Source organism: Serinibacter arcticus (assembly GCF_003121705.1).
GTDB lineage: Bacteria > Actinomycetota > Actinomycetes > Actinomycetales > Beutenbergiaceae > Litorihabitans.
In genome coordinates this window covers 844924-871379 of sequence record NZ_PYHR01000002.1, presented here as the reverse complement: position 1 = coordinate 871379, position 26456 = coordinate 844924, and the positions used below count along the sequence as shown (strand labels likewise).

Here is a 26456-nt window from a genome sequence, read left to right as displayed (position 1 = left end):
GCGGCCGCACGCCGCACGTCGCACGCAAGGAGCGTCACATGTCGTCGCCCACCCAGTCCCCGCCCGCCGGCCTCGCGCCGGACGAGCTCGCCCGCGTCCGCGCGGACTTCCCGATCCTGACCCGTCAGGTGCACGGGAAGGACCTCGTCTACCTGGACTGGGGGGCGACGTCGCAGAAGCCCGAGTGCGTCATCGACGCCGAGCAGGACTTCTACCTGACGACGAACGCGGCCGTGCACCGCGGCGCGCACGCGCTGGCAGAGGAGGCGACCGCCGCGTTCGAGGACGCGCGCACCGTCGTCGCCTCCCTGGTGGGTGCGCACGACGACGAGATCGTCTGGACGTCGAACGCGACGGCGGCGATCAACCTCGTCGCCTACGGGATCTCCAACGCGACGGCGGGTCGCGGCGGCGAGGCCGCGCAGCGGTTCGCCCTCGCACCGGGGGACGAGCTCGTCGTCACCGAGCTCGAGCACCACGCGAACCTCGTGCCGTGGCAGGAGCTCGCCGCCCGGACCGGCGCCGTGCTGCGGTTCGTCCCGGCGACGGACGAGGGTCGGCTGGACCTGACCGGGCTCGAGGACATCATCACCGACCGCGCCAGGGTCGTCGCCGTCACGCACGCCTCCAACGTCACTGGTGCCGTCACCGACCTCGCTCCGATCGTGGCCCGGGCCCACGCCGTCGGGGCCCTGGTCGTGCTCGACGCGTGCCAGTCGGTGCCGCACCTGGCGGTCGACCTGCACGCGCTCGACGTCGACTTCGCCGCCTTCAGCGGGCACAAGATGCTCGGCCCCACCGGGATCGGGGTGCTCTACGGGCGCCGCGAGCTGCTCGCGGCCCTGCCGCCGGTGGCGACCGGAGGGTCGATGGTCGAGATCGTGACCATGGAGGCCACCACGTACGCCGCCCCGCCCCAGAAGTTCGAGGCCGGCACCCAGATGGTCGCCCAGACTGTCGGGCTCCGCGCCGCGGCCCAGTTCCTCGCCGACCTCGGCATGGACGCGGTCGAGGCCCAGGAGATCGTGCTCACGCAGCGGCTGCTGGACGGACTCGCCGCGCTCGACCACGTCCGCGTGCTCGGGCCGCTGACCGCGACGAGGCGCCTGGGCGTCGTCGCGTTCGAGCTCGAGGGCGTCCACCCGCACGACGTCGGGCAGGTGCTCGACGCCGAGGGCATCGCCGTCCGGGTGGGACACCACTGCGCCCAGCCGATCCACCGCCGGCTCGGTGTGGCCTCCTCGACCCGCGCCTCGATCGGGATCGCCACCACGCCCGAGGACATCGACGCGTTCCTCGCCGCGCTGGCGGGCGTGCGGGCGTACTTCGGCCTGGAGGGTGCAGGAGCGTGAGCGGTCTCGAGCAGCTCTACCAGCAGGTGATCCTCGACCACGCGCGCGAGCGGCACGGGGAGGGACTGATCGCCCTGGACGGCGCCGCGATGGCGGGGGAGTCCTTCCAGGTCAACCCCACCTGCGGTGACGAGGTCACGCTCCGCGTACGCCTGGATCCCGCGTCCGAGGGCGGGGCCCCCGTGCTCGCCGACCTCGGCTGGGAGGGCGTGGGGTGCTCCATCTCGCGGGCGTCGCTCTCCATCCTCACGGATCTCGTCGTCGGCAAGGACGTCCGACAGGTCGACGGCCTCGCCGAGGACTTCCGCGCCCTCATGGGCAACCGTGGTGAGTCGCTGGCGGACGAGCGCGAGGAGCGGCTCGAGGACGGCGCCGCCCTGGTCGGGGTCGCCCGCTTCCCGGCCCGGATCAAGTGCGCGCTGCTCGGCTGGATGGCCCTGCGCGACGCGATGGCGAAGGCGCTGGTCGCCGACCCGTCCTGACGGTGAGACGCCGCCGTGAGGCGCGCGTGACCGTCCCTTGAACGTGCTCCGCCATTGCTCTACGAGCGTGTCATTCATGAGGAAGTGCAGCGTTGCGCTAGTTTCTCCGCATTTCGCGGGAATTGCGAACAAGGCCCGCCTCGAATATTCGCGCAGGGCTTGCGCAACAGGTGAATAGACCCCTTCAAGGGCGTAGTTAGGCAAGTTCTGAGTGTTCTAGACGCGTCTTGGCGCGCTACGGGGGAATAGCTGTTCCCGCCCCGAAATTGCCCCGCGCGGGCATTCGCTTTCCGGTCCTATGCTCACCCCGCCAGGGGGCTAATAGTGCGCGATGGTGCGCGGCGTGGGTGGAGACAGGCAATGGCTGGAACAGCTGGGGAGCACTGGGGCAACCGTCGGCGGACGAGCAGGATCCGACGGCGTCGACTGGTCGCCTGGGCGGCGATCCCCGCCCTCTGCCTGACGATGGGGGTGGCGACGCCCGCCGTCGCGCAGTCCCCGCCGGCGGACCCGGCGGCCGACCCGGGAACGAGCTGGTCGGCCGAGGCGACAGCCGTCGTCGACGGCGTGGTGGACGAGGCCGCCCCTCCGGTCGAGTCCGACACCACGCAGCCGAGCGGGACGGCGACGTCCGAGGCTCCGGCCGAGGAGGCCCCCGCCACGGAGGCCCCGCCACGGAGGCCCCCGCGCCGGTCGAGACCGCTGCGACCGAGCCGACCGAGCCGCCCGACCAGGTCGACCAGGTCGAGCCGCCCGAGGCCACCGAGGCACCGGCCGAGGCGCCGACAGCGTCACAGCGCCAGGCACCCGCGGCCCCGCCGACCGACCTCGCCGCAGCCCCGTCGACCGAGCTCGCCGCCGTCGCGCCGGCCGCCGTCGCCGGTGGCACGGTCGTGATCTCGATGGGCGGTCTCCGCACCGGGACGACCACGGTCGCCCCCCTGATCGACGGCGCTGACCTCGGTCTGTTCACCGCCGAGACCGGAGGCACCCAGGTCGGGACCTGCGCGTCGGTCGGAGGCCTGTGCACGTTCAGCAACGTGGCGCCCGGCGCCCGGTACTGGGTGCGCGACCTCCCGTCCGAGGCCGGGGCGGCCGCCGGGTACTTCACCAACCCGACGCTGCGGACCGGTGACAACGAGGGCACCGGGGGCACCGGGACCACCGGGGCCGGCTACCGGTTCCAGACCCCGCTGATCGTCGCCGGCACCACCTACACGAGCCCGACGGCCTACAACCCGCAGTTCATGATGAACACCACGACGACGAACACCCGCGCCTCCGGCGGGGTGTGGCCGCAGTCGCTCGGCAACCGGTCCTTCCCGGCGTCCTGCGGGCTGGACGTCGGCATCGTCGTCGACCTCTCGAACTCCATCAGCACCTCCGGCGGCGCCTCGAGCGAGCACAGCCAGATGAAGAGCGCGGTCGCCGCCCTCGGCTCGGCACTCGCGGGGACGAGCTCGACGGTCTCGGGCTACTCCTTCGGCACGACGGCGATGACCGGGTCGAGCTACCGGCTCCCCGCCACGTCGGTGTCCGGCGGCGCCGGCGCCGTCACGAGCTGGGCGAACAACCTCCCGTCGCAGGCGGGTGCGACCAACTGGGACGCCGGCCTGTACCAGGCGGCCGCGGGCGGTCACGACGTCGTCATCCTCCTCACCGACGGCAACCCGACCCGCTACGGAACGGGGCAGAACCAGGGCGGTGACTACCTCAACCGCTTCCGCGAGGTCGAGGAGGCGGTGTTCTCCGCGAACGCGGTCAAGGCCGGGGGCGCGCGCGTCCTCGCTCTCGGCGTCGGCTCGGGCGTCACGCAGTCCGGGGCGGCGTTCAACCTCCGCGCGGTGAGCGGTCCGACCAGGTACAACGGCAGCAACATCACCACGGCCGACTACTTCCAGGAGTCGAGCTACACCACCGCGGCTGCGGCACTGCGCGAGCTCGCGCTCGTGGGCTGCCGCAGCACCCTGACGGTCGTGAAGAAGGTGCTGCCGTACGGCAGCACCAACGTCGCGCAGGCCGTCGACGGCGGCGGTGGGTGGACCTTCGACCCGAGCGTCGCCGCCCCGGTCACGGTCACCCCCGGCGTCGGCACGACGGCGGCCGCCACCTCCGCGGTGGCGTTCGACCTGGCGTTCGGCAGCCAGTCCACCCCCGCGTCGGTGACCGTCGCCGAGTCGCTCACCGAGCATCCCGGCTTCACCTACTGGCGGACGGACTGCCGGGTGCTGCCGAGCGGCGCCACGGTCACGGCGTCGTCCACGGGCTCGTCGTTCTCCGTCAGCGTCCCGCGCGACGCCGCCGTCAGCTGCACCGTCTACAACCGGGCGCCCGACCCCGGCGTCGACATCACCGTGAACAAGCGCTGGGTCGTCAACGGCGTCGAGCAGCCCCTCAACCAGATGCCGTCCGGCACCTCGTCCTCGCTGACGGTGGGGCTCCCGAGCGGAACGACCCCGACGCCGTGGGGGAGCACGACCCGCGTCCCCAGCGGGTCCGCGGTGACCCTGACCGAGGCGCGCGGCTTCGACGCCGCCGCCATGCCGCGCTGCTCGTGGGCGGGCGACCCGACGCTGATCACCGGCACCGGTGCGCCGGTGACGATGGGCGACGACCTGTCGCAGTCGGTGACGCCGACCGCGGCCACCACCTACACGATCGTCAACTCCCTCACCTGCGACACCCGTCTGACGCTCACCAAGACCGTCGCGGGCGGTGGGCTCCCCGCCACCGCCTGGACGCTCACCGGCGGCGGCCTCTCCGGCGCCGGGAGCGTGACCGGCTCGGTGACTCCCGGCGTCGCCCACCCGCTCGCGGAGACGTCGACGGCCGCGGGTGCGTCCGAGTACGTCCAGACCGGTGCGTGGTCGTGCGTCGCGCTGAACTCCTCGGGCGCCCCGGTCGGGACCGCCTGGGAGACGTCCGCCGTCACGGTGCCCCTCGGTGCCTGGACGCGGTGCACCGTCACCAACGCCACCGCCCACCTGACGCTGCTCAAGCACGTCGTCTCCGACAGCTCGCCGGCCCTGCCACCGAGCTCGTGGACGTTGACGGCCGACCCGCAGACCGCGGGCCTCGGGGTGCGCTCCGTCGTCGGCGCCGCGAGCGCCGTCGGTGACGCCTCCACCGTGACCGTGCGTCCCGGGCAGCCCTACCTCCTCGCTGAGACGGGTCCGGGTGGCTACACCGCGACGCTGCAGCGCTGGGACGGGACGACCTGGGTCGCCGCGGACTCGACCTCCGTCACGCTGGCGGCGGGGACCAGCGCCACCTACCGATGGGTCAACGACGACGTCGCACCCCGGCTGACGCTGACGAAGGTCGTCGAGGGCGGGACGGCCCAGCCGTCCGACTGGGACCTCGTCGCCACCTCCGCCGGGACTCCCACGACGTTCGCGTCGGGCGAGACCAAGGCGCTCGCGGCCGGCGCCTACGCGCTGACCGAGGACGGTCCGGCCGGCTACACGTGGGAGGACCTCACGTGCACGGGGAGCACGTCGGCGCAGGGCGTCAGCCCGACCCAGACCTCGCTCACCCTCGCACGGGGCGACGTCGTGGCGTGCACCTTCACCAACGTCGCCGTCCCGCCGCTGCTGGAGGTCGCCAAGACGGTGCAGGACGTCCGGCAGGGCGCCGACCTGACCTGGACCGTGACCTACCACGTCGACGTCGAGAACGTCGGGACCGTCCCGGCGGCCTACGACCTGTCCGACACCCCGGCGTTCGGCCCGGCCGCGACCGCCACGTCGCTGACGTGGGAACGTCTCGGCTCCGGCACGCCCGCCGTCGCCGGCACGCTGCCGACCACGCAGCTGGCCGACGACGTCACGCTGGCCGTCGGTGAGACGCACACGTACGCGGTCGTCGTCACGGCGTCCGTGACCGGGGCCGGGTCGACGGCACCGTTCGTCTGCGGCGAGGAGACGGCCGCCTTCGACAACACGGCCACGCTGACCTACGCCGACGAGACGGTCGACGCCTCGGCGTGCGCCGAGCCCGCGAGCCCGTCGGTGGCCAAGAGGGCGCTGCCGTCGGTCCAGGATCCGGTGACGGGCCGCTGGACGATCGCCTACGACGTCGTGGTCAGCTACCCGAGCACCGGCGTCGCCGGTCAGCCCGCGGTGGTGGGCTACGTCGCCACCGACGCCCCGGGGGCCCTCCCGGCGGGCGTCACCCTGGTGGACGGCTGGGACGCGAGCGGCCCGACGCCGCCGACCTCGTCGGCCGCGGTCGACGCCGCCTTCGACGGTGCCGGCGACCAGACCCTCGCGAGCGGGACCATCGCGCTCGGCGAGACCCACACCTACCGGGTGACGGGCGAGGTCACGGTCGCGGTCGACGCCGACCCGGCCGGGCTGCTGTGCCCCGACGGGGGTGTCACCAACACGGCCGTCGTCAGCAACGGCGTCGGCTCGGACGAGGCCTCGGCCTGTGCCGAGATCGACCCGGTCCCGGTGACGGTCACGAAGTCGGTCGTCGGGACGCCGACCCAGGACGCCGACGGCGTCTGGACGGTCGTCTACGACATCGTCGTCGCCAACCCCGACCCCGACGTCGCGGCGACCTACCGCCTCGTCGACACACTCGCGTACGGGGCGGGGACCACGGTCCTCGGTGCCACCTGGAACGGCAGCGGCGGTCCGCCGTCGCCCTTCCTCGAGGCGCCCCCCGGCACCTGGAGCGCGGTGCTCGTGCCGAACGGTCTGCTGGCCCCCGGCGCCACCGCAACCTTCACGGTGACCGTGCGCGCCGCCGTCGCCACCCCCGCGGGAGAGAGCGCCGAGCTGGTGTGCACCGAGAACGGCGGCGGGTTCCTCAACACGGCCGTCGCGACCTCGGCGGGCACCTCGACCGAGGTCGAGGCGTGCGCCGAGCCGAGCACGCCGACGGTGGACAAGACGTTCGTCTCCGCCGTCCAGGACTCGGCCACCGGCCTGTGGGCGGTCACGACGACGCTCACCGTCACCGGCGGGGAGAGCCCGACGTTCTACAGCCTCAGCGACGTCCCCGGCTACCCGAGCGGCGCCACGATCGTCGGCCAGAGCGTGACCGGCCCTGACGGTCCGATCACCTGGGACGGTGTCGCGCCGATCGTGACCGACGTCGCCCTGGCGGCCGGTGAGGTGGACGTCTACACGGTCGTCCACACCGTGCGCGTCACCGCCACGCCCGCCGACCGCGAGTGCACCGGTGAGCCGGGCAGCGGGTTCTTCAACGCCGCGGCCCTGTCCACCGGGGCGGGCGTGGTGGACGAGGACGAGGTCTGCGAGCCGGTCGCCGAGCTGGTGCTGCCGAGCGTGACCAAGGACGTCGTCTCCGTCGAGCAGGACGTCGACGGCGACTGGACGGTCGTGTACGACCTGGTCGTCGTCCAGCCGGACGGCGAGGCCAATCCCGACGACCTCAGCGCCGTCTACGACCTCACCGACGAGCTGGCCTACGGCGAGGGCATCGAGGTGCAGGCGGCCGACTGGGTCGGGGACCTCGACGGACCGACACCCTCGGGCTCGTTCGACGACACCGACTGGACGGCGACGCTGGCCGACGACGCCGTCATCGCAGCCGGGAGCACGCACACCTACACGGTGACCGTGACGGCGAGGGTCACCGACGACGCCCTCGAGGAGGGCACCTGGGTCTGCTCCGAGGGTCCCGGCGGCTTCCTCAACACGGCCGAGCTGGCCACCGGGGGCACGACGGTCGACGTCGTCGCCTGCGCCGAGCCCGCCCAGCCGGAGCTGGAGAAGTCCGACGCCGTGGTGACCCCCGCGGCCGACGGCGCCTCGACCCTGACCTACACCGTCACCGTCGCCCACCCGTGGGAGGCCACCGACGGCGTCGCGCCGGCCGCGTGGGTCCGCCTCGTGGAGGAGCCGCACGACATCACCGGGGCCGAGATCGTCCAGCCGTGGTCGGTCGTGGCCGTGGGGGACTCCCCGGTGCCCGCCGACACCGAGCGACCGGAGTCCGGTGACTGGGTGCTGGCCGACGGCCCGCTGGTCGCGGGGGAGACCTGGACCTACCAGGTCTCGGTCACCGTGCGTCCGACCGTGGCCGGGCTCGAGAGCCCGCTCTCGTGCGACGACGGCGGTGCCACGGGAGTCGTGGTGGTGAATGCGGCCACCGTGACCGCCGGTGACCTCGTCGAGACCGACGACGGCTGCGGCGTCGTGGAGGTGCCGGACGTCGGCATCCTCAAGACGGCCGGGCTGCCGGACGGCGTCGACGTCGTCGAGGCCGGTGACGTGTTCACCTACACGCTCGCCGTCCGCAACAACGGCACGTCCGCGGTGAGCGACGCCGTCGTCACCGACGACGTCCCGACCGCGCGCCTGCGGGTCGTGGAGGTCGCCGTCCCGACGGGGTGGGTCGACGAGAGCGTCGGCAACGCCGTCCGGGTCGTCGCGCCGAACCTGCCGGTGGGCGACGACGTCTGGGAGATCCTCGTGACGGTCGAGGTGCTGGCGCCGCCCGTGGGGGAGGTCCCGGTCCTCACCGTGGGCCAGCCCGCCCCCGTGGCCCCGGTCCCGGTGGCGGAGCTCGACAACACCGCCTGCGTCGCGGCGGCCGGCGACGTCGACCCGACCAACGACTGCGACGACGTGACCGTCCCCCTCGAGGAGATCGTCGCGGCGCCGTACATCCGCTGCGTGGCCGACGCGCCGTACCTCGGGTACAGCGTCGCCACGACCGCGAACCTGTCGGCGCTCCCGATCGAGATGAGGTGGGTGCCCCTGACCGGGACCGCCCCGGTCCCGGCCGAGATCACCCGCACGCTCGCCAGCGGCGACACCGGCGAGATCGCGTTCCCCGGCGTGACCTTCCTGCCCTCGGGCGAGTCGGTGGACTGGCCCGGTTGGCGGGACATGCGGCCCGACGACCTCAACGCGGACGGCACGCTGAAGGCCGGCGTCATCGCCTTCGCCGGTCGGGTGCGCGACACGACCGAGCCCGACGAGCCGTGGCGTGCGCTCACGTCGCTGACGTTCTCGGTCAACCCGTCTGTCTCGTTCGAGGTCACCTACCCCGAGCGGACGGCGGACGGCTGCTCCATCGAGCGCGACCCGCGGGTGTCGGTCACCAAGACGGCGAGCGTCGAGCGCACGAGCCCCGGCGGCACGTTCGACTACACGGTCGCGGTCACCAACACCGGGCTCGGGGCGGCGATGCCGCTCGTGCTCACCGATCCCGTGCCGGCCACCCTCGCGGTGACGGGTGTGACGACGTCGAGCACGTCCTTCCCGTCCTGGAAGAACTGCGACGTCACGGGTGAGGACGCCCGCGGCTACGGCGGGACGCTGCGGTGCGAGCTGTTCGGACCGCTCACCCGCGGCGCGACGGCGCCGACCGTCACGGTGGGCGTGCGGGTCGATCCGCGCACCAGCGCGACGTCGGTCGTCAACACCGCCACCGCGACGTGGACGAACGCGGACGACCCCAGCGACACCGGGACGTCGTCGGGCTCCGACACCGTGGCGATCGAGCACGCCGCGCCTCCGGCCCGCCCGGGAGCCACGCTCCCGTGGACCGGTGCCGACGGCGTCGGGCGGTCGCTGCTGGCGGCGGCCGGGCTGCTGCTCCTCGGAGCGGTCGCCGTGTGGCGTCGTCGTCGGACGCGGGAGGTCTGAGTTCGCAAGGGTTGACGCTCAGCGCGTAGTCGCGCCGGCACCGGACCGATCCGGTGCCGGCGCGACTACCCTGGGGGGATGACCGACACCGTGCCCTCCGTCCCGAACGTTGCCGACGTCGAGGAGGCGCTCCGTGACGTCATCGATCCCGAGCTCGGCATCAACGTCGTCGACCTCGGCCTGATCTACGGCGTCGTGGTCGAGCCCGACGGCTCCGCCGTCATCGACATGACCCTGACCTCCGCCGCCTGCCCGCTGACCGACGTCATCGAGGACCAGGCCAACCAGGCCGTCGAGGGCCTCCTGACCGGCATCAGCATCAACTGGGTGTGGATGCCGCCGTGGGGCCCTGACAAGATCACCGACTCCGGGCGCGAGCAGCTGCGCGCCATCGGCTTCAACGTCTGAGCCGGGCCCCGGACGTGGCCGGCGAGGCTGACACCGTCGGCGCGCTGCTCGCCGACCTCAAGCGCCGCTACCCGCCGTCGACGGCCCAGGACTGGGACGCCGTCGGGCTGGTCGTCGGTGACCCGACCCGGCCCGTCCGCCGGGTCCTGTGCGCCGTCGAGGCCACCGAGGCGACGGCGGCCGAGGCCGTCGAGCTCGCGGCCGACCTCCTCGTGGTGCACCACCCGCTGCTGCTGCGAGGCGTGACCTCGATCGCCGAGACCACCGCCAAGGGCCGCATCCTCACCGGGCTGGTCCGCGGCGGCGTCGCCCTCTACGCGGCGCACACCAACGCGGACGACGCACCAGGCGGGGTCTCCGAGTCGCTCGCGGAGGCGGTGGGGCTGGTCGACCTCGAACCGCTGGTGCCGTCGTCGCACCCCGACTCGCTCGCGGGCTCCGGGACGGGCCGCGTGGGTCGCCTCCCGGTGCCGACGACGCTCGAGGCGTTCGCGCGCCACGTCGCCTCGGTGCTTCCGGCCACCGCGCAGGGGATCCGGATCGCCGGCGCTCGCGAGGGCGTCGTCGAGCGCATCGCGGTGTGCGGGGGGAGTGGGGACAGCTACCTCGAGGCCGCTCGCGCCTCGGGCGCCGACGTCTACCTCACCGCCGACCTGCGCCACCACCCCGCCACCGACTTCCGCGCCGCCGCCGACCGGCCCTTCCTGCTGGACGCCGCCCACTGGGCGAGCGAGTGGGTCTGGCTGCCGAACCTCGCCGACCAGCTGCGCCGGGACGCCGCAGCCCGGGGCACTACGGTGGAGGTCCACGTCTCCACCGAGCGCACCGACGCCTGGACCGACGTCGCCCACGCCACCCGAGGAGTGAACCCGTGAGTACCGCCCCCGCCGTCGACCAGCGCCGTCTCCTGGACGTGCAGGCCCTGGACACCCAGCTGGCCAAGCTCGCCCACGCGCGTCGCAGCCACCCGAGCCTCGCGACGCTCACCGAGCTCGCCGGCCGCGCCGAGGACCTGCGCCGCTCCGCCGTGCTGGCCGAGTCCGTGGTGAAGGACCACCGCCGCGCGGTCGCGAAGGCCGAGGCCGACGTCGAGCAGGTGCGCGAGCGTTCCACGAGGGACCGGGGTCGGCTCGACGCCGGCGCGTTCAACGCGAAGGACTCCGTCGCCGTGATCGCCGAGCTCGAGTCGCTCGCCCGCCGGCAGAGCGTGCTCGAGGACGTCGAGATCGAGCTCATGGAGCAGCTCGAGACCGCCGAGGGCGAGCTCGACGCGCTGCGTCAGCAGATGGCGGCGATCGAGTCCGACGTCGCCACGGCCACCGCCGAGCGCGACGCCGCGTTCGCCGATCTCGACGCCCAGCTGGCCGACGTCACGCAGCGGCGTGCCGTGGCCGCCGACGGCATCGACGAGTCCCTGCTCGCGCTGTACCAGAAGGTGCGCACGCTCAACAGCGGGCTGGCGGTGCTGTCGATCCGCGGCACCCGTACCGAGCCGCTGCACCTGGACCTCAGCCTGTCGGAGGTCGCCGCGATCAAGGCTGCCGCCAAGGACGCCGTGATCCGCTCGGAGGAGGACGGCTACATCCTCGTCCGCCTCGAGGACTGAGCGCGCCCGCCCGCCCTCCAGGGGGTACTTCCCGCCCCTCGAGGGGGTAGTTGCTGCCCCTCGAGGGGGTACTTCCTGCCCCTCTGGGGGGTACTTGCTGCCCCTCGAGGGGGTACTTCGTGACGTCGAGGTCGCGTCCGGCTGCCTCCGGACGACGACGAGCGCCCACCTAGAATCGAACGGTGCTCCTCGTCCTTCCCCCGTCCCGCGGCCAGACCCCCGGCCCCGACGGCGCAGCTCCCCTCGACCTCTCGTCCCTCAGTCTTCCGTCGCTCACCGATCGGCGACGTGAGCTGACGACGGCGCTCGCGGGTACCGAGCACGATCCGGCCGGCGCTCCGACGGCGCGTGCGTGCGACGTGCTCACCGGCGTCCTCTACGCGGCGGCCGACCTCCCCAAGCTGCTCGCTCGTCCCGGGGCCACGGCCGACCGCATGCGCGCGTGCGTGCTGATCGCGTCGCCGCTGCTCGGCATGGTGGGTCCGACCGACCCCGTCCCCGCCAGTCGGCTCGCGATGGGGATGACGCCCGGCGTCGGCGGCCTCGGGCCGTTCTGGCGGCCGGCGATCGAGGAGGCTCTCGAGCCGCGCGCCGAGGGCGAGCTCGTCGTCGACGTGCGCTCGAGCGAGTTCGCCCCGCTGTGGCGACCGCCGACGTCGGCGTCCTGGGTCACCGTGCGCGTGGAGCAGGAGGTCGACGGCGAGCGGCGCGTCGTGAGTCACTTCGCCAAGCACCTGCGGGGCGTCCTGGTGCGGCACCTGCTGTCCCGCCGTGGCGCGGAGCCGACGGACGCCCGCTCGCTGCAGCGAGCCGCCCGCAGCCTCGTGAGGACCGGCGAGATCCTTGGCGCCGAGCTCACGCCGTCGACGTCACCGACCCGCCCGGACGTGCTCACCCTCGTCTCGCCGTAGGACCAGAAGTACCCCCTGGTGGGGCGGCAACCGCCCCCTCAAGGGGCTGGAACTACCCCCTCAAGGGGCGGGAAGTACCCCCTGGTCGGAGGCGGCGTCGTCGCGCTCGAGCGCGCGCAGGTACCCGCGACCGCGGGGCGAGAGCTCGTAGCCGACGCGGAGGCTGATCGTGAGTCCGAGTGCCTTGAGGCGCCGGATGTCCGCCTTCATCGGCAGGAGCTCGCGCCCGAGGAGGTCGGCGAGCTCGGTGCTGATCACGCCCGGGTTGTCGCGGATCCACACCAGGATCTGGCGCGTCCACGGTCCCGACTGCCGACCGGCGTCGAGCGCGGCGACGTCGGCCTTGAGCGTTACCAGCGCCGCTCCGCGCGCGGGCTTCTCGCGCAGCTCGAGACGCGGGTCGACGCCGACCCAGCTCAGCGTGACGCGGTAGACCCGGTCGCCACCCTTCCCGCCGCGCGGGCTGCGGCGCACGGGCGTCGCGGACTCGCGGTCCGGGGGAGCGAGGCGTCGGCGGAGCTCGACGGCGTCGCGCACCCCGGCCGCACGGGCGTCGTCGTCGGTGAGCGCATCGACGTCGGTGATCTCCTCGACGGCGTCGAAGCGCACGATGCCGGACGCCGTCAGCTGGGTGCCACCCACCTTCACGCGGGGGACGTCCCAGCGCCGGTAGGCGGTGGTCACCGCACCGTCGCGGATCGCGTTCGCGATCGCCAGGGGGATCATCACGACGGCGTCGCCGCCTCCCGGACGACCACCCGCGGGTGGAGGGTGACGGGCGTGCGGAGCGAGTTCGCGATGTAGCACTGCTCATGGGCCTCGGCCAGCAGGCGCAGGGTCTCCTCACGATCGCCGACGACGGTGACGACCGGGTGCAGGTCGATCGTGGTCAGCCGCGGCGGATCGGCGGCGAGGTCCATGACGGCGGTCGCGTCGTCGGTGTAGTCGACGACGTCGAGGCCGGCCCGGGCGGCCACCGCCAGGAATGACAGGAGCTGGCACGAGCTGGCGGCCGCGACGACCAGCTGCTCGGGATTGAGCAACGAGGCGCTCCCGCGGAAGGCCGGATCGGCCGAGAGGCCGAGCGTCTGCTCAGCAGGCGCGGCGCTCACCTCGTGGTCGCGGGAGTAGGCGCGGTAGCCGGTCCCGGTGGAACCGCTCCAGGACAGCGTGGTGGCGTAGGAGTGCGAGGCCATGCCGACGAATCTAGTCGGGTGCCTCGCTGGGCGAGGGTCCGGGGCCCCGACTCATCCGCCGGTAGACTCACCCGCGGATGAGTCGGCCAGGCGGCCGCGTTTCCCGGGCTCGCCCGGGGACCGAGGAACGTCCGGGCTCCACAGGGCAGGGTGGTGGCTAACGGCCACCTGGGGTGACCCACGGGACAGTGCCACAGAGAGAAGACCGCCACGCACGTCCTCCGGGACGAGCGGGGCAAGGGTGAAAGGGTGCGGTAAGAGCGCACCAGCGTGCCGGGTGACCGGCGCGGCTAGGTAAACCCCACCCGGAGCAAGGCCAGACAGGGAGCGAGCTGCCCGCTCGATGCTCCCGGGTAGGCCGCTGGAGGCGTGCGGCAACGTACGTCGTAGATGGATGGTCGCCACCGGTCGACGGGTAACCGTCGGCGGGACACAAAACCCGGCGTATCGGCCGGCTCATCCCCCTAATCTCGCCCTGCCTCGACACGGGGCCCGACGCAGCACCACGTTCAGCGCGAACCTGTCCCGCCGGCCCGACCCCGACCGGGGCGAGCCGACCTCCGCCTGACGTCGCGAGTCCTGAGCCACGCGGCGTTCAGGTACCACCGCCGGTCGAACACCTCCACCAGCACGAACCGCGGGGTCCACGCAGTGGCGCGCGTGTCGCGCAGCTGCTCGCCGTCGACGGACCACACGATGCGGGCGACGACGGCGACGGGCCCGGGTGGGAACGGCGCGGCGGTCCAGCGGCGGGGGACGCGGTAGGCGTTCAGGATCTCCTGTCGTCCGTCGTCCCAGGTCGGGACGTCTCCATAGATGCCAAGCACGCGGTGAGCATCGCACAGATGTACGACACGGGGCGGTGGCGTGGTCGCGCGACGTCGAACTACTCGCCGGCGGCTCCGCGCTCAGGCGGCCTCGGCCCGCCGCACGTCACGCGCCGGCAGCCACGCCGCCCCCACTCGCCAACGCGGGTCGCGAAGCTCGACCAGCACGAGGCTCCGGGTCCAGGCGCGAGCCCGGGCCGTCACCCACTCCTCGCCGTCGATCGCCCAGAGCAGTCGCACGGTCACGGGGATCGGGCCCGACTCGGGAGCGTCCACCCAGTCGAGCGGGAACCGTCCCGGTTCGGACACGGCGTTCACGATCGTCTGCGTGACGACGTCATTCCGAGGGATCTCCCACGCTTGCCTGGCCATGCCCCGAGCGTCGCACCGGGGTACGACATCGAGCCGTGTGGAGCAACCCGACCTCAGGCCTGCCCCGACCCGGGCCCCGGCACCAGCAACCGCTCCACGGCGTCGACCAGGCTCTCCGGATCCTCGCGCCCGTCCAGCTCGAGCGTCGCGCCGCGGCGCAGCAACGGCTCCACCGTCTCGACGTAGCCGGCGATCTCCGCGCGGTCGGCGGTCGTTCGTCCGTACGGATTGTCGGTCCGGGTGGCGACGCGGTGGAGCAGGACGTCCAGCGGCGCGGACAGCAGCACGACGGCGTCGAACCGGCCGTAGAACGCGCCCTGGTTCTCCACGGTGCCGGACACGACGACGTCGGGTTCGGCGTCCAGCAGCGCGGTCACCCGCGGCTCGTCCCACCGCCCGTCGGGCAGCACCCAGCCGTCGACGTCGGTCTCGACCGTGAGGTGACCGCGCCGGGCGAGACCCGCGAGCAGCGTCGTCTTGCCGGCACCGGACATCCCGGTGATCAGGATCCGGGGCACGACGGCGACCGTCCGCTCAGGCGTCGCGACCGACGGCGTCCTCGCTGCCGCCACCACCGACCACGGCCCCGCCGTCGGAGGCGTCCTCCTCGCGCAGCGAGAGCTGCTCGACGTGGGGGAGCGCCGCCAGCATCACGGCGCTGTCGTCGATACCCGGGTCCAGCACCACGGCGTGCACGCCGTCCTCGGCGAACTGCACCAGGTAGCCGACGGCGGCCTCGCGCGGCACGGCGATGAGGGCGCTCGCCTCGGCCGGCTCCAGCCCCGAGGCGAGGCCGAAGTCCCGCGCGCGCTCCGGCGTCGTGAAGACGGCGATGACCCCCTCGCCGTCGATCTCGACGGCGTACGGCGTCACCTGGTCGCCCCAGCCGCGGGCGATGAGGAACCAGCGCTCCTGCGCGAACGCGGCCCGCCACGACGCCAGCGAGCGCTCCTGCTCCTGGTCCGCCACGGCGTCAGACGGCGATGCGCGCGGCGAGCGCGGCGGCGCCGACGATCCCGGCGGCGTTGCGGAGCTTGGCGGGCACGATCGGGGTCTTCAGGTCGAGCAGCGGCAGGAACTGCGCGTGCTTCTTGCTCACGCCGCCGCCGACGACGAACAGATCGGGGGAGAAGAGGAACTCCACGTGGGAGAAGTAGCGCTGGAGCTTGGGCGCCCACTCCTCGAACGTCCAGCCCTCGCGCTCGCGTACGCCGTTGGAGGCGCGGCTCTCGGCGTCGAAGCCGTCGATCTCGAGGTGGCCGAGCTCGGCGTTGGGGATGAGCACGCCGTCGTGGATCATCGCGGAGCCGATGCCGGTCCCCAGCGTGATGACCATGACGAGGCCCTCCTTGTGCTTCGCGGCGCCGTAGGCGACCTCCGCGAAGCCGGCGGCATCGGCGTCGTTCGCGACGACGGCGCGTCGCCCCGTGGCCTCGCGGGCGACGGCGGCGATGTCGGTGCCGATCCACGACGGATCGACGTTCGCCGCCGAGTGGGCGACGCCGCGCTTCACGATGGCGGGGAAGGTCAGGCCGACCGGGGTGTCGTCCGGGAGGGAGAAGGACGCGACGAGCTCGCCCAGAACGGCGCCGACGGCGGCCGGGGTGGACGGGTCGGGCGTGGGGATCCGCACGCGATCGGCGGCGAACTCGCCGGTCGTCAGGTCGACGGGCGCGCCCTTGATGCCGGAGCCCCCGACGTCGATCCCGAACGCCAGCTCGTGCTTCTTCGCCATGACCATGCCTCTCGTCCGCGTCGCGGCTCGTGGATAGGTGTGCGCCGGCACGAGGAGTGCCAGCATGGGGAGTCTAGAGACTCACGACACAGGAGGATGCGATGACGCACTCGGAGCAGGACCTCACGGAGCACGGGTACTACTTCAACCTCGCGACCGGGGCGGTCGAGAAGGGCCTCCAGTCCTCGTGGACCCAGCGGATGGGACCGTACGCCTCGCAGGAGGACGCCGAGGCCGCGCTGGCCAAGGCGCGGCAGCGGACCGAGGACTGGGACGAGCAGGACCGGGAGTGGGAGAAGTCCTGACCGACGGCGACGGCGACCGACCCCGGTCCTAGGACGTGAAGGTGTGCTCCGGGCCGGGGAAGGTGCCGCTGCGGACGGCGTCGACGTAGTCGCTCGTCGCCTGCGAGAGCGCCGCCCCGACGGCGCCGAACTGCTTGGCGAACCGCGGCGACCAGTCGCCCATGCCAGCCATGTCGAGCCACACGAGCACCTGGCCGTCGCACGCGTTCCCCGCGCCGATCCCGATGGTCGGGATCGCGAGCCGGTCGGTGACGCGCTGCGCGAGCTGCTCGGGAATCATCTCCAGCACGATGGCGACGGCGCCCGCCTCGGCCAGCGCGACGGCGTCGGCCAGCAGGGCGTCGGCCGCGTCGGCCCCACGGCCCTGGACCCGCTTGCCGCCGAGCATGTTCTCCGCCTGCGGCGTCAGGCCGAGGTGTCCGACGACGGGGATCCCCGCGCCCGAGAGGAGCTCGACGTGCGCGGCGATCCGACGCCCGCCCTCGATCTTCACGGCGTTCGCGCCACCCTCCTTGAGCATCCGCACCGCGGCGGCGTGCGCCTGCTGCGGCGAGGCCTCGTAGGACCCGAACGGGAGGTCCGCGACCACGAGGGCGCGGCGGGAGGCGCGGGAGACGGCTCGGACGGCCGGGACGAGCTCGTCCATCGTCACGGGGATCGTGGAGTCGTGGCCGAGCATGTTGTCGCCGATCGAGTCACCGACCAGCAGCATGTCGACGCCGGCCTCGTCGAAGATCCGGGCGGTCGGGGCGTCGTAGGCGGTGAGCATCGTCAGCCGTCGACCGGCGTCCTTCGCCTCCCGCAGGTGCTGGACGCGCACGCGCCTGGGCGGCGCCGTCGGGGCCGCGGGGGTGGCGGGGGAGGAGGAGGCTGAACCGTGGACGCCCGGAGTGCTGCTCATGGTGACCACCCTAGCCACGGCGCACGTGCCTCCCCCCGAGCGTCCGACGTGCTCGCCGCCGTCGCCCGGAGCGCGTCGTTGGGTGGTCGGGCCCGCGAGGCAGCATGATAGGAACGTCGCACCAGCCTCGCCGAAGGAGAACGATGGACAAGCAGCAGGAGTACGTGCTCCGAGCGATCGAGGAGCGCGACATCCGCTTCATCCGTCTGTGGTTCACGGACGTGCTCGGCCTGCTGAAGTCGGTGGCCATCGCCCCGGCGGAGCTGGAGAGCGCGTTCGCCGAGGGCATCGGGTTCGACGGCAGCGCCATCGAGGGCCTCTCCCGCGTGTCCGAGGCCGACATGCTCGCGCGCCCCGACCCCGCGACCTTCCAGGTCCTGCCGTGGCGCGGCGACCAGCGCGGCACCGCGCGCATGTTCTGCGACATCCTCACGCCCGACGGTCAGCCCGCCGCCGCCGACTCCCGCAACGTGCTCAAGCGCGCGCTGGCCAAGGCCTCCGACCTCGGCTTCGCCTACTACACGCACCCCGAGGTGGAGTTCTACCTCTTCCACACCCCGGAGAGCGCCAGCGGCCCGCTGGTCCCTGTCGACGAGGCGGGCTACTTCGACCACGTCGCCCGCGGCACCGGCCACGACTTCCGTCGCGCGGCGATCAGCCTGCTGGAGTCCATGGGCATCTCGGTGGAGTACTCCCACCACGAGGCCGGCCCCGGCCAGAACGAGATCGACCTGCGCTACGCGGACGCCCTCTCGACGGCCGACAACATCATGACGTTCCGCACCGTCGTGAAGGAGGTCGCCCTTGACCAGGGCATCATGGCGTCCTTCATGCCCAAGCCGCTCTCGGGACAGCCCGGTTCCGGCATGCACACGCACCTGTCGCTGTTCGAGGGCGACACGAACGCGTTCTACGACCCGTCGGGGCGCTACGCGCTGAGCTCGACCGGCCGCAAGTTCATCGCCGGCCTGCTGCGCCACTCGGCGGAGATCACCGCCGTCACGAACCAGTTCGTCAACTCCTACAAGCGGCTCTGGGGCGGCGGCGAGGCCCCGAGCTACATCTGCTGGGGCCACAACAACCGCTCCGCGCTCGTCCGCGTGCCGATGTACAAGCCGGGCAAGAGCCAGTCGGCCCGGGTGGAGTACCGCGGGCTCGACTCGGCCGCGAACCCGTACCTCTCCTACGCGCTTCTCCTGGCCGCCGGCCTCAAGGGCATCGAGGAGGACTACGAGCTCCCCGACGAGGCCGAGGACAACGTGTGGGACCTCAGCGACTCCGAGCGCCGCGCGCTCGGCATCGCCCCGCTCCCGAACAACCTCCAGGACGCCCTCGAGCTGATGGAGCGCTCCGAGCTCGTCGCCGAGACGCTCGGGGAGTCGGTGTTCGAGTTCTTCCTGCGCAACAAGCGTCGCGAGTGGAGCGAGTACCGCGCCCAGGTCACGCCGTACGAGGTCTCCAAGTTCCTGCGAGCCCTCTGACGTGACCAGGGCGGCGTCACCCTCGACCCGGCTCATCCGGTTCGGCTTCCGGGAGCTCGCGCGCGCCGCCTCGATCCTGGCGGAGCCGTGGTTCGGCGAGGTGACGGGCGGCGACGGCGGGGACGACCTCCTCACCGATCTCGCCCGGTCGGCCGATCCCGATCTCGGGCTGCTCACGCTCGCCCGTGTGCACGCGGGGGCGAGCCCGGCGGTGCGGGCCCATCTCACCGCCGTGCTGCGCACGCCGGGGGAGGCGCGCTCGCGGCTGCTCGCCGTCGTCGGCGCCTCCGCGGCCCTGGGTGACACGCTCGCGATGCACCCCGACGACGTCGCCGTCGTGACCGGCGAGGTCGGCCCGGGATCCTGGCCGAGCCCGCGGAGGACGTGCGCGCCGCGCTGCTGCGCTCGGTCGGGGCCGATCCCGACGCCGACGTGCCGGTCTCGGCGATCGCCGACGTCGCGGACGCGACCGACGCCATGCGCCGCTGCTACCGCCAGCAGCTCCTGCGGATCGCCGCGTCGGACCTCACCCGTCCCGACCCGCTCTCCTCGCTGCCCGGCGTCGCCGCGACGCTCGCCGACCTGGCGGCGGCCGCGCTCGAGGCCGCCCTGGCGATCGCCCGCTCGGAGGTGCCCGACCACCACCGCGTCCGGCTCGCGGTGCTCGGGATGGGCAAGACCGGTGGCCGCGAGCTCAACTACATCTCCGACGTCGACGTCGTGTTCGTCGCCGAGGTCGCTGAGGTCGCCGAGCCGGTCGACGGCGCCGACGCAGCCGACGACGACACCCTCGACCCCGCCGACCTTGAGCAGCGGGCCATGCGCATCGGCGCCCGGCTCGCCTCCGGGATGGCCCGCGCGTGCTCGTCCACGAGCCGCGAGCCGGCCCTGTGGGAGGTCGACGCGGCGCTGCGTCCCGAGGGCAAGCAGGGCCCGCTGGTGCGGACGCTCGCCAGCCACGTGGCGTACTACAAGCGCTGGGCCAAGACCTGGGAGTTCCAGGCGCTCCTCAAGGCGCGGCCGGTGGCCGGGGACCTCGCCCTGGGCGAGGCCTACGTCGAGGCGCTCAGCCCGATGGTGTGGACCGCCGTCCAGCGCGAGCACTTCGTGGAGGACGCCCAGGCGATGCGGCGCCGCGTCGAGGCCCACGTGCCGCGCAAGGACGCCGACCGTCAGCTCAAGCTCGGGGCCGGCGGCCTGCGCGACGTCGAGTTCACCGTCCAGCTGCTGCAGCTCGTGCACGGCCGGCTCGCCCCCGAGATCCGGCACCGCAACACCCTCGGCGGCCTCGCGGCGCTGGCCCAGGAGGGCTTCGTCGGTCGCGCCGACGCCGCGCGCCTCGCCGTCTGCTACCGCTTCCTGCGGCTGATGGAGCACCGCATCCAGCTCTACCGGATGCGGCGCTCCCACCTCGTCCCGACGGACGACCGCGACCTCGACCGTCTCGGCCGCTCGATGCTGATCACGCCCGACGCCGAGGCCGACGTCACCACCGAGCTGCTGGTGCGGTGGCGTCACACGCGCCGCGACGTGCGTCGCCTGCACGAGGAGCTGTTCTACCGTCCACTCCTTCCGGCGACGGCGCAGCTGTCGGCCGAGGACGCCGCGCTCGCACCCGAGGCGGCCGGCGCACGCCTGGCGGCGCTCGGCTACCGAGCCCCCGACGCCGCGCTGCGTCACATCGCGGCGCTCACCGAGGGCGTCTCGCGCCGCGCCGCGATCCAGCGCCAGCTGCTCCCGGTCATGCTCGGCTGGTTCACCGAGGGGCCGGATCCCGACGCCGGTCTGCTCGCCTTCCGGGCGCTGTCGGAGGAGATCGGCTCCTCGCACTGGTACCTCAAGCTGCTGCGCGACTCCGGCGTCGCGGCCCAGAACCTCGCCCGCGTGCTCTCCTCCTCGCAGTACGTCTCCGCGAGCCTGCGTCGCTCACCCGAGTCCGTGCAGTGGCTCGCCGAGGACGGCGACCTCGCGCCCCGCTCGCCCGAGCTGCTCGAGGCGGAGATGGAGGCGGCCCTGCGCCGCCTCGAGGGCGATGTGACCGCCGGCGCGACCCGGGTGCGGTACCTGCGCCGCCGCGAGCTCGCCCGCACCGCCGTCGGCGACGTCCTGACCAACCTCGAGGCGGACACGACGCCGGGGATCTCCTACGCCGCCGACGCCGCGCTGCGCGGTGCGCTCCGCATCGCCACCATGCAGGTCTGCCAGGCCCGCGGGCTCGAGGCGGCGCCGACGACCCAGCTGATCGTGGCGATGGGACGTCTCGGCGGGCACGAGCTGGGCTACTCCTCCGACGCCGACGTGATGTTCGTCCACGACCCCCTGCCCGGCGTCGACGCGAGCGACGCGCAGTCGTTCGCGCTCGCCGTCGCGCAGCAGGTGGGGTCCCTGCTCGGCCAGACGGGGCCGGAACCGGCGTTGGAGGTCGACGCGACGCTCCGCCCCGAGGGCCGCAGCGGCCCGCTGACGCGCACGTTCGCCGCCTACACCGAGTACTACGGCCGGTGGTCGGCCATCTGGGAGCGTCAGGCGCTCCTGCGCGCCCGTCCGGTGGCGGGCGACGACGGCCTCGCCGAGCGCTTCCTCGCGCTCATCGACCCCGTCCGCTACGCCGGGGGCGGTCTCGACGACACCAACCTGCGGGAGCTGCGTCGCATCAAGGCGCGCGTGGAGAACGAGCGGCTCCCGCGCGGGGTGCCCGCCACCCGCCACCTCAAGCTCGGTCGGGGCGGGATCTCCGACGTCGAGTGGACGGTGCAGTACCTGCAGCTGCTCCACGCGCACGAGGTGCCGGGTCTGCGGACGCCGCGCACGCTCGACGCGCTCGCGGCGGCGGCCGGGGCCGAGCTGATCTCGGCGGAGGACGCCGACACCCTGCGGCAGGCGTGGCGCACGGCGGTGCGCGCACGCGACGCGATCGTGCTCGCCACGGGGCGGACGAACGGCGCGAAGATCGACGTGCTGCCCCTGGATCGGCGCGAGCTCGCGGGCGTCGCCCAGCTGCTCGGTTACGGTCCGGCGGCGGGCACGGAGTTCGAGGAGGACTACCTCCGGTCGGCCCGCCGGGCGCGGGTCGTGGTCGAGCGGGTGTTCTTCGGCGAGTAGCTCGTCAGGGCTCGTCAGTGCCCGTCGACCCCGGCGTCCCGCGCGGTCGCGACCGCCTGCGCCCGGGTCGAGACGCCCAGCTTGAGGAAGATGCTGGAGACGACGTTCCGCACGGTCTTGACCGACAGGTGGAGGGTCTGCGCGATGAGCTCGTTGGTCCGACCCCGGCTCATGAGACGCAGGACGTCGTGCTCGCGCGGGGTGAGCTGGGGGAAGGGGTCGGGTCGGTGCAGCCCCGACCGCAGGCCCGTCGCGACCTCGGGAGCGATCGTCACGGCGCCGCGCCCCACCGCGTCGAGCGCTGCGCTGATCTCCGCGCCCGTGGCGCCCTTGAGCAGGTAGCCGCTCGCACCGGCGCGCAGCGCCGCCAGCATCGTGGCGTCCTCCTCGATCATCGTCAGCGCGAGCACGCGGGTCTCGGGGCGGGCCGCGACGATCCGCCGCGTCGCCTCCACCCCGCCGATGCCTGGCATCGAGAGGTCCATCACGACGACGTCAGGAGCGAGCTCGGCTGCCCGGTGCACCGCCTCCTCACCGCTCGCGGCCTCGGCGACCACGTCGAGGCCGAGCTCCTGCAGGAGTGTCCGCAGGCCGTCGCGGTAGACGGGGTGGTCGTCGCACAGGAGCACCCTCACGGGGACGTTCCGCCCGCAGCCGGAACGGGCAGCTCTGCCCGCACCGTCGTGCCCGTCGCGCTGCTGCCGATGGACAGTCGCCCGTCCAGCTCGGCGGCCCGCTCGCGCATCGAGCCGAGCCCGATGCCGACACCGGCACCGGCACCGGCAGCAGCCCCGGCGACGGGCCCGGTCGTGTCGAAGCCGCATCCGTCGTCGTCGACCGTCAGCACGACGGCGCCGTCGACCACCGTGAGAGCCAGCCGGACCCGCGTCGCGGCTGCGTGCCGCACCGCGTTGCCGGCCGCCTCGGCGGCGATGCGGTAGAGCGCCACCTCGACTGCGGCGGACAGGGGTGGCGTCGGGGAGGACGTCACCGTGACCGTCGCCGGCCCGGTGAGCCGTGCGGCCAGCTCCTCGAGGGCCCCCACCAGACCGAGGTCGTCGACGGCGACCGGCTGCAGGTCGCGGACGATGCGCCGCAGCGCCAGCACGGCGTCCGAACCTGCGGCACGGGCCTTCGCGAGCGACCGGCGGGAGCTGTCCGGCGAGCGCTCGAGCGTCAGCGCGGCCGCCTCGGTCTGGACGGCGACCGCAGCCAGGAGCGGACCGATCTCGTCGTGCAGGTCGCGCCGGACCCGCCGCCGCTCGGCCTCCCGCGCGACGGTGAGCTCGGCCCGCGAGCGACGCAGCTCCTCGACGAGGCGCACCGAGGCCAGCACTGCGGCGACCGACGGGGCGACCCGACCGATCTCGTCGGCGGCGTCCTCGTCGAGGGGCGGCGTGAGCAGGTGGCCCTCCGGGCGACCGAGGTGCACGAGCGGCAGCCGCACGTCGTCGAACGACCCTCCGACCGAGGCGACGGTGCGCCCGTCGACCTCGATCGCCAGCCCGGTCAGTCCGAGCTCGTGGCCCAGCTCGGCCAGCGTCGCCGCCAGCGCGCTCGAGGGATCCGCGGCCCCGTCGAGCTGGGCGGCCACGGATCGACGGCCGCGTCCCGGCGTCCCGAGGACGGTGGCGGCGATCGTCAGCGGCAGGAGCGGGACCGTCAGCGCCTGCGCGATCGGGGCCCACTGGGTCGCGAAGGCACCGGTGCCGATCGCGACGAGGCCCGCGAGGGCCGCGACCAGCACCGGCAGGATCGTGCGTCGTCTGGCGGGGCTCGACGCCTGCATCGCGAGGGCTGCGATCACGGCGAACGCCACGACCACGACGGCGATGACCCCCACGACCGCCAGGACGGGGGCGAGGGGGGTCCCGACCGGGTTGGGGCGCACCTGGTCGTCCGTGGTGACCGTCGGCAGGGTGGCGAAGGCCAGTGCCACGAGGAGCGAGGCGGCGACGGCGGCCCGTCGGAGGACGCGCGGCGACGACCAGCGGGCCGCGGTGAGGACCCCGAGCGTGTAGGCCAGCCCGACCCCGAGACCCCAGCTGCCAGCGCTCGCCCAGCCGACCGCCGCCGCGGCCGACGGGTCGAGCACCAACGACCAGCCGCCCGTCACCGCCGCCACGCTCCAGGCGCCCGCGATCGTCAGGACGGAACCCGTGGGGCGGTTCCGGAGTGCGCAGGCCACCGCGAGCCCCACCCAGGCGAGCGCCGCCGCCGTGTCCTCCACCAGGTGGGTGACCAGCGCACGCTCCGGACCGACGACGACGACGAGCGCGAGCGCCGTCAGCACCAGCGTCGCGCAGCAGCCCGCGGCGACGAGGGCGCGTCGGCGGAGAGCTGCCGGATCGCTCATCGTCGTTCAGCGTGGACCGGGATCGGCTCCGGGACAAGGGTGGGGATGCTCGGGAGCACGAGAGCGACGAGCGCGATCGCCAGCGGTGCCTGCGTCAGCGCGACCACGGGTCCGAGCCCGGCCGTGGCGAACGCGAGCACGGCGCCGACGAGGAGCAGCATCGGCACCCACCACGGTGACGTCCGGACCAGAAGCCCGCCGACGCCGACGACGAGGATCCCGAGGCCGAACACCGGGATCGACCAGTAGGAGACCGGCAGGCCCGCGAGGCCGTCCTCGAGGTGCAGCAGCGTCTGCATCGTGGCCCGGTGGTCCAGGCCGGGGGCTGTCGATCCCCAGGCGGCGTAGCCCTGGACGCCCTGGCTGAAGGCGTTGAAGAAGGTGCCGACGGCGGCGATGACCGCCCCGATCCTCGTCACCCGGCCGCCGGCGCGGGCGATCAGCCACAGCGTCACGAGCATCAGGTACGACCCGGCCGCGGTGAGCAGCCTGCTGACGATGAGCTGGTCCCGGTGCTCGAGCATGAGCGTGAAGGCGGGCTCGACGTCCCGCCCGAGGTTCGGCAGGAGAGCCTGCCCGGCGACGAACAGGACAGGAGCCGCGATCCCGGCGGCGAGGGTGAGGATGCGTGAAGGAGTCATGCGGGCGATGCTCCCCGCACGCGTTCCCGGGACGTCAGGGGCGCACGTCCCGACCTCGGGCGCTCAGCCCTGCGCCAGCTGCTCCCTGATCGCCACCACGAACGCGTCGACGTCGCCCTCGGTCGTGTCGAACGAGCACATCCAGCGCACCTCGTTTCTCGCGGCGTCCCAGTCGTAGAACCGGAACGTCTCCCGCAGCCGGTCGGCGACGCCGGTCGGCAGGGTCGCGAAGACCGCGTTGGAGCGGGTCTCCTGGGTGAACGCGAGCCCGGGCAGCTCGCCCGCGGCCACCCCCGCCTCGAGGGCGGCGCGCAGGCGCCGGGCCATCGCGTTGGCGTGCGTGGCGTTGCGCAGGTAGAGGTCGCCGGAGTAGAGCGCGACCAGCTGGGCGGAGACGAACCGCATCTTCGAGGCGAGCTGCATCGACAGCTTTCGCACGAACGGCAGCGCCGCGACGCCGCCGAGGATCGCGTCGGGGTTCAGCACGACGACGGCCTCGCCGAGCATCATGCCGTTCTTGGTGCCGCCGAGGCTGAGCACGTCGACGCCGGCGTCACGCGTGAACGCCCGCAGCGGGAGTCCCAGCGACGCGGCGGCGTTGGAGAGCCGGGCGCCGTCGAGGTGCAGCCACATGCCGCGCGCGTGCGCGTGGTCGGCCAGGGCCCGGATCTCCTCCGGGGTGTAGCAGGTCCCCAGCTCGGTCGTCTGCGTGATCGAGACGACCAGCGGCTGGGCGCGGTGCTCGTCACCCCAGCCCCAGGCCTGGACGTCCACCAGCTCGGGCGTCAGCTTGCCGTCGGGGGTGTCGACGGTGAGCAGCTTGAGCGAGCCCATGCGCTCGGGCGCCCCACCCTCGTCGACGTTGATGTGCGCCGTGCTCGCGCAGACCACGGCGCCCCAGCGCGGGAGCATCGCCTGCAGGGCGACGACGTTCGCGCCCGTGCCGTTGAAGGTCGGGAAGATCGCGGCGCCCTCGCCGAACGTCTCGACGGCGACCTCCTGGAGCCGGGCGGTGTAGACGTCCTCGCCGTAGGCCACCTGGTGGCCGTCGTTGGCGGCCGCGATGGCCGCGAGGACCTCGGGGTGGATGCCGGAGTAGTTGTCGGAGGCGAACGCGCGCAGGGAGGCGTCGTGGAGCGGGGTCAGATCGGTC

General features: G+C 73.5%; 22 protein-coding genes and 1 other RNA gene. 11 read left to right on the top strand and 12 right to left on the bottom strand.

The genetic code is table 11. The features are described 5' to 3' along the window. The first annotated feature begins 38 nt into the window (after positions 1-38). The 7 genes from C8046_RS03995 (at position 39) to C8046_RS03965 (ending at position 12387) form a co-directional block, all read left to right on the top strand. On the top strand, positions 39-1352 hold the full coding sequence (locus tag C8046_RS03995) for a SufS family cysteine desulfurase (protein WP_109228348.1): 1314 nt from the start codon (positions 39-41) through the stop codon (positions 1350-1352). Continuing rightward, positions 1349-1834, top strand: coding sequence for a Fe-S cluster assembly sulfur transfer protein SufU (gene sufU, locus C8046_RS03990; RefSeq protein ID WP_109228347.1), 486 nt, complete (start codon positions 1349-1351; stop codon positions 1832-1834). Before C8046_RS03995 ends, sufU begins: the two co-directional genes overlap by 4 nt. 902 nt (positions 1835-2736) lie before the next feature. Further along, positions 2737-9462, top strand: a complete 6726-nt coding sequence (locus tag C8046_RS03985) for a DUF11 domain-containing protein (RefSeq protein ID WP_146197059.1) — start codon at positions 2737-2739, stop codon at positions 9460-9462. A gap of 78 nt (positions 9463-9540) precedes the next feature. Continuing rightward, a complete protein-coding gene (locus tag C8046_RS03980) occupies positions 9541-9870 on the top strand; it encodes a metal-sulfur cluster assembly factor (RefSeq protein WP_109228345.1) in 330 nt (109 codons plus the stop codon). A gap of 14 nt (positions 9871-9884) precedes the next feature. After that, positions 9885-10745 carry a Nif3-like dinuclear metal center hexameric protein gene (locus C8046_RS03975; protein ID WP_199224387.1) on the top strand — a complete coding sequence of 287 codons (861 nt, stop codon included), beginning with the start codon at positions 9885-9887 and terminating at the stop codon, positions 10743-10745. After that, positions 10742-11476, top strand: coding sequence for a zinc ribbon domain-containing protein (locus C8046_RS03970; protein WP_109228344.1), 735 nt, complete (start codon positions 10742-10744; stop codon positions 11474-11476). Before C8046_RS03975 ends, C8046_RS03970 begins: the two co-directional genes overlap by 4 nt. A gap of 182 nt (positions 11477-11658) precedes the next feature. Continuing rightward, positions 11659-12387 (top strand): YaaA family protein, encoded by a 729-nt coding sequence (locus C8046_RS03965; protein ID WP_109228343.1) that lies wholly within the window; start codon positions 11659-11661, stop codon positions 12385-12387. A gap of 60 nt (positions 12388-12447) precedes the next feature. Here the strand turns inward: C8046_RS03965 and C8046_RS03960 are convergent, their stop codons facing one another. After that, positions 12448-13113: an ASCH domain-containing protein gene (locus tag C8046_RS03960; protein ID WP_235866413.1), complete on the bottom strand. Its 666-nt coding sequence runs from the start codon at positions 13111-13113 to the stop codon at positions 12448-12450. After that, entirely contained in the window at positions 13113-13583 is a 471-nt protein-coding gene (locus C8046_RS03955) for an OsmC family protein (protein ID WP_109228341.1), read from the bottom strand. Before C8046_RS03955 ends, C8046_RS03960 begins: the two co-directional genes overlap by 1 nt. Positions 13584-13661: 78 nt before the next feature. Here C8046_RS03955 and rnpB point away from each other — a divergent pair. Beyond that, positions 13662-14046, top strand: an RNA gene (rnpB, locus tag C8046_RS03950) — RNase P RNA component class A. A 46-nt stretch (positions 14047-14092) separates the two neighbouring features. On the opposite strand, the gene C8046_RS03945 is transcribed toward rnpB, so the two are convergent. The 5 genes from C8046_RS03945 to ppgK form a co-directional block, all read right to left on the bottom strand. Continuing rightward, positions 14093-14410: a hypothetical protein gene (locus tag C8046_RS03945; protein ID WP_109228340.1), complete on the bottom strand. Its 318-nt coding sequence runs from the start codon at positions 14408-14410 to the stop codon at positions 14093-14095. Positions 14411-14491: 81 nt separating this feature from the next. Further along, on the bottom strand, positions 14492-14782 hold the full coding sequence (locus C8046_RS03940) for a hypothetical protein (RefSeq protein WP_109228339.1): 291 nt from the start codon (positions 14780-14782) through the stop codon (positions 14492-14494). Positions 14783-14835: 53 nt separating this feature from the next. After that, entirely contained in the window at positions 14836-15300 is a 465-nt protein-coding gene (locus tag C8046_RS03935) for an AAA family ATPase (protein WP_109230726.1), read from the bottom strand. A 16-nt stretch (positions 15301-15316) separates the two neighbouring features. After that, on the bottom strand, positions 15317-15751 hold the full coding sequence (locus tag C8046_RS03930; RefSeq protein ID WP_109228338.1) for a hypothetical protein: 435 nt from the start codon (positions 15749-15751) through the stop codon (positions 15317-15319). Positions 15752-15755: 4 nt separating this feature from the next. Further along, positions 15756-16517: a polyphosphate--glucose phosphotransferase gene (gene ppgK, locus C8046_RS03925; RefSeq protein ID WP_199224533.1), complete on the bottom strand. Its 762-nt coding sequence runs from the start codon at positions 16515-16517 to the stop codon at positions 15756-15758. Between the two features lie 101 nt (positions 16518-16618). On the opposite strand from ppgK, the gene C8046_RS03920 reads away from it, so the two are divergent. After that, positions 16619-16822, top strand: a complete 204-nt coding sequence (locus C8046_RS03920) for a hypothetical protein (RefSeq protein ID WP_109228336.1) — start codon at positions 16619-16621, stop codon at positions 16820-16822. Positions 16823-16850: 28 nt separating this feature from the next. On the opposite strand, the gene panB is transcribed toward C8046_RS03920, so the two are convergent. Continuing rightward, positions 16851-17723 carry a 3-methyl-2-oxobutanoate hydroxymethyltransferase gene (panB, locus tag C8046_RS03915; protein WP_109230725.1) on the bottom strand — a complete coding sequence of 291 codons (873 nt, stop codon included), beginning with the start codon at positions 17721-17723 and terminating at the stop codon, positions 16851-16853. A gap of 143 nt (positions 17724-17866) precedes the next feature. Here panB and C8046_RS03910 point away from each other — a divergent pair, with 143 nt between their 5' ends. Beyond that, on the top strand, positions 17867-19204 hold the full coding sequence (locus C8046_RS03910) for a glutamine synthetase family protein (protein WP_109228335.1): 1338 nt from the start codon (positions 17867-17869) through the stop codon (positions 19202-19204). 384 nt (positions 19205-19588) lie between these two features. Next, on the top strand, positions 19589-22306 hold the full coding sequence (locus C8046_RS03905) for a bifunctional [glutamine synthetase] adenylyltransferase/[glutamine synthetase]-adenylyl-L-tyrosine phosphorylase (RefSeq protein WP_328587568.1): 2718 nt from the start codon (positions 19589-19591) through the stop codon (positions 22304-22306). A gap of 14 nt (positions 22307-22320) precedes the next feature. Here the strand turns inward: C8046_RS03905 and C8046_RS03900 are convergent, their stop codons facing one another. From C8046_RS03900 to C8046_RS03885, 4 genes are all read right to left on the bottom strand, one after another. Further along, on the bottom strand, positions 22321-22941 hold the full coding sequence (locus C8046_RS03900) for a response regulator transcription factor (RefSeq protein WP_109228334.1): 621 nt from the start codon (positions 22939-22941) through the stop codon (positions 22321-22323). Further along, positions 22938-24662, bottom strand: coding sequence for a sensor histidine kinase (locus C8046_RS03895; RefSeq protein WP_109228333.1), 1725 nt, complete (start codon positions 24660-24662; stop codon positions 22938-22940). Before C8046_RS03895 ends, C8046_RS03900 begins: the two co-directional genes overlap by 4 nt. Then, positions 24659-25303, bottom strand: a complete 645-nt coding sequence (locus C8046_RS03890) for a hypothetical protein (RefSeq protein WP_109228332.1) — start codon at positions 25301-25303, stop codon at positions 24659-24661. The genes C8046_RS03895 and C8046_RS03890 overlap by 4 nt, the downstream gene beginning before the upstream one ends. A 63-nt stretch (positions 25304-25366) precedes the next feature. Beyond that, positions 25367-26449, bottom strand: coding sequence for a threonine aldolase family protein (locus C8046_RS03885; protein ID WP_109230724.1), 1083 nt, complete (start codon positions 26447-26449; stop codon positions 25367-25369). Positions 26450-26456: the final 7 nt, after the last annotated feature.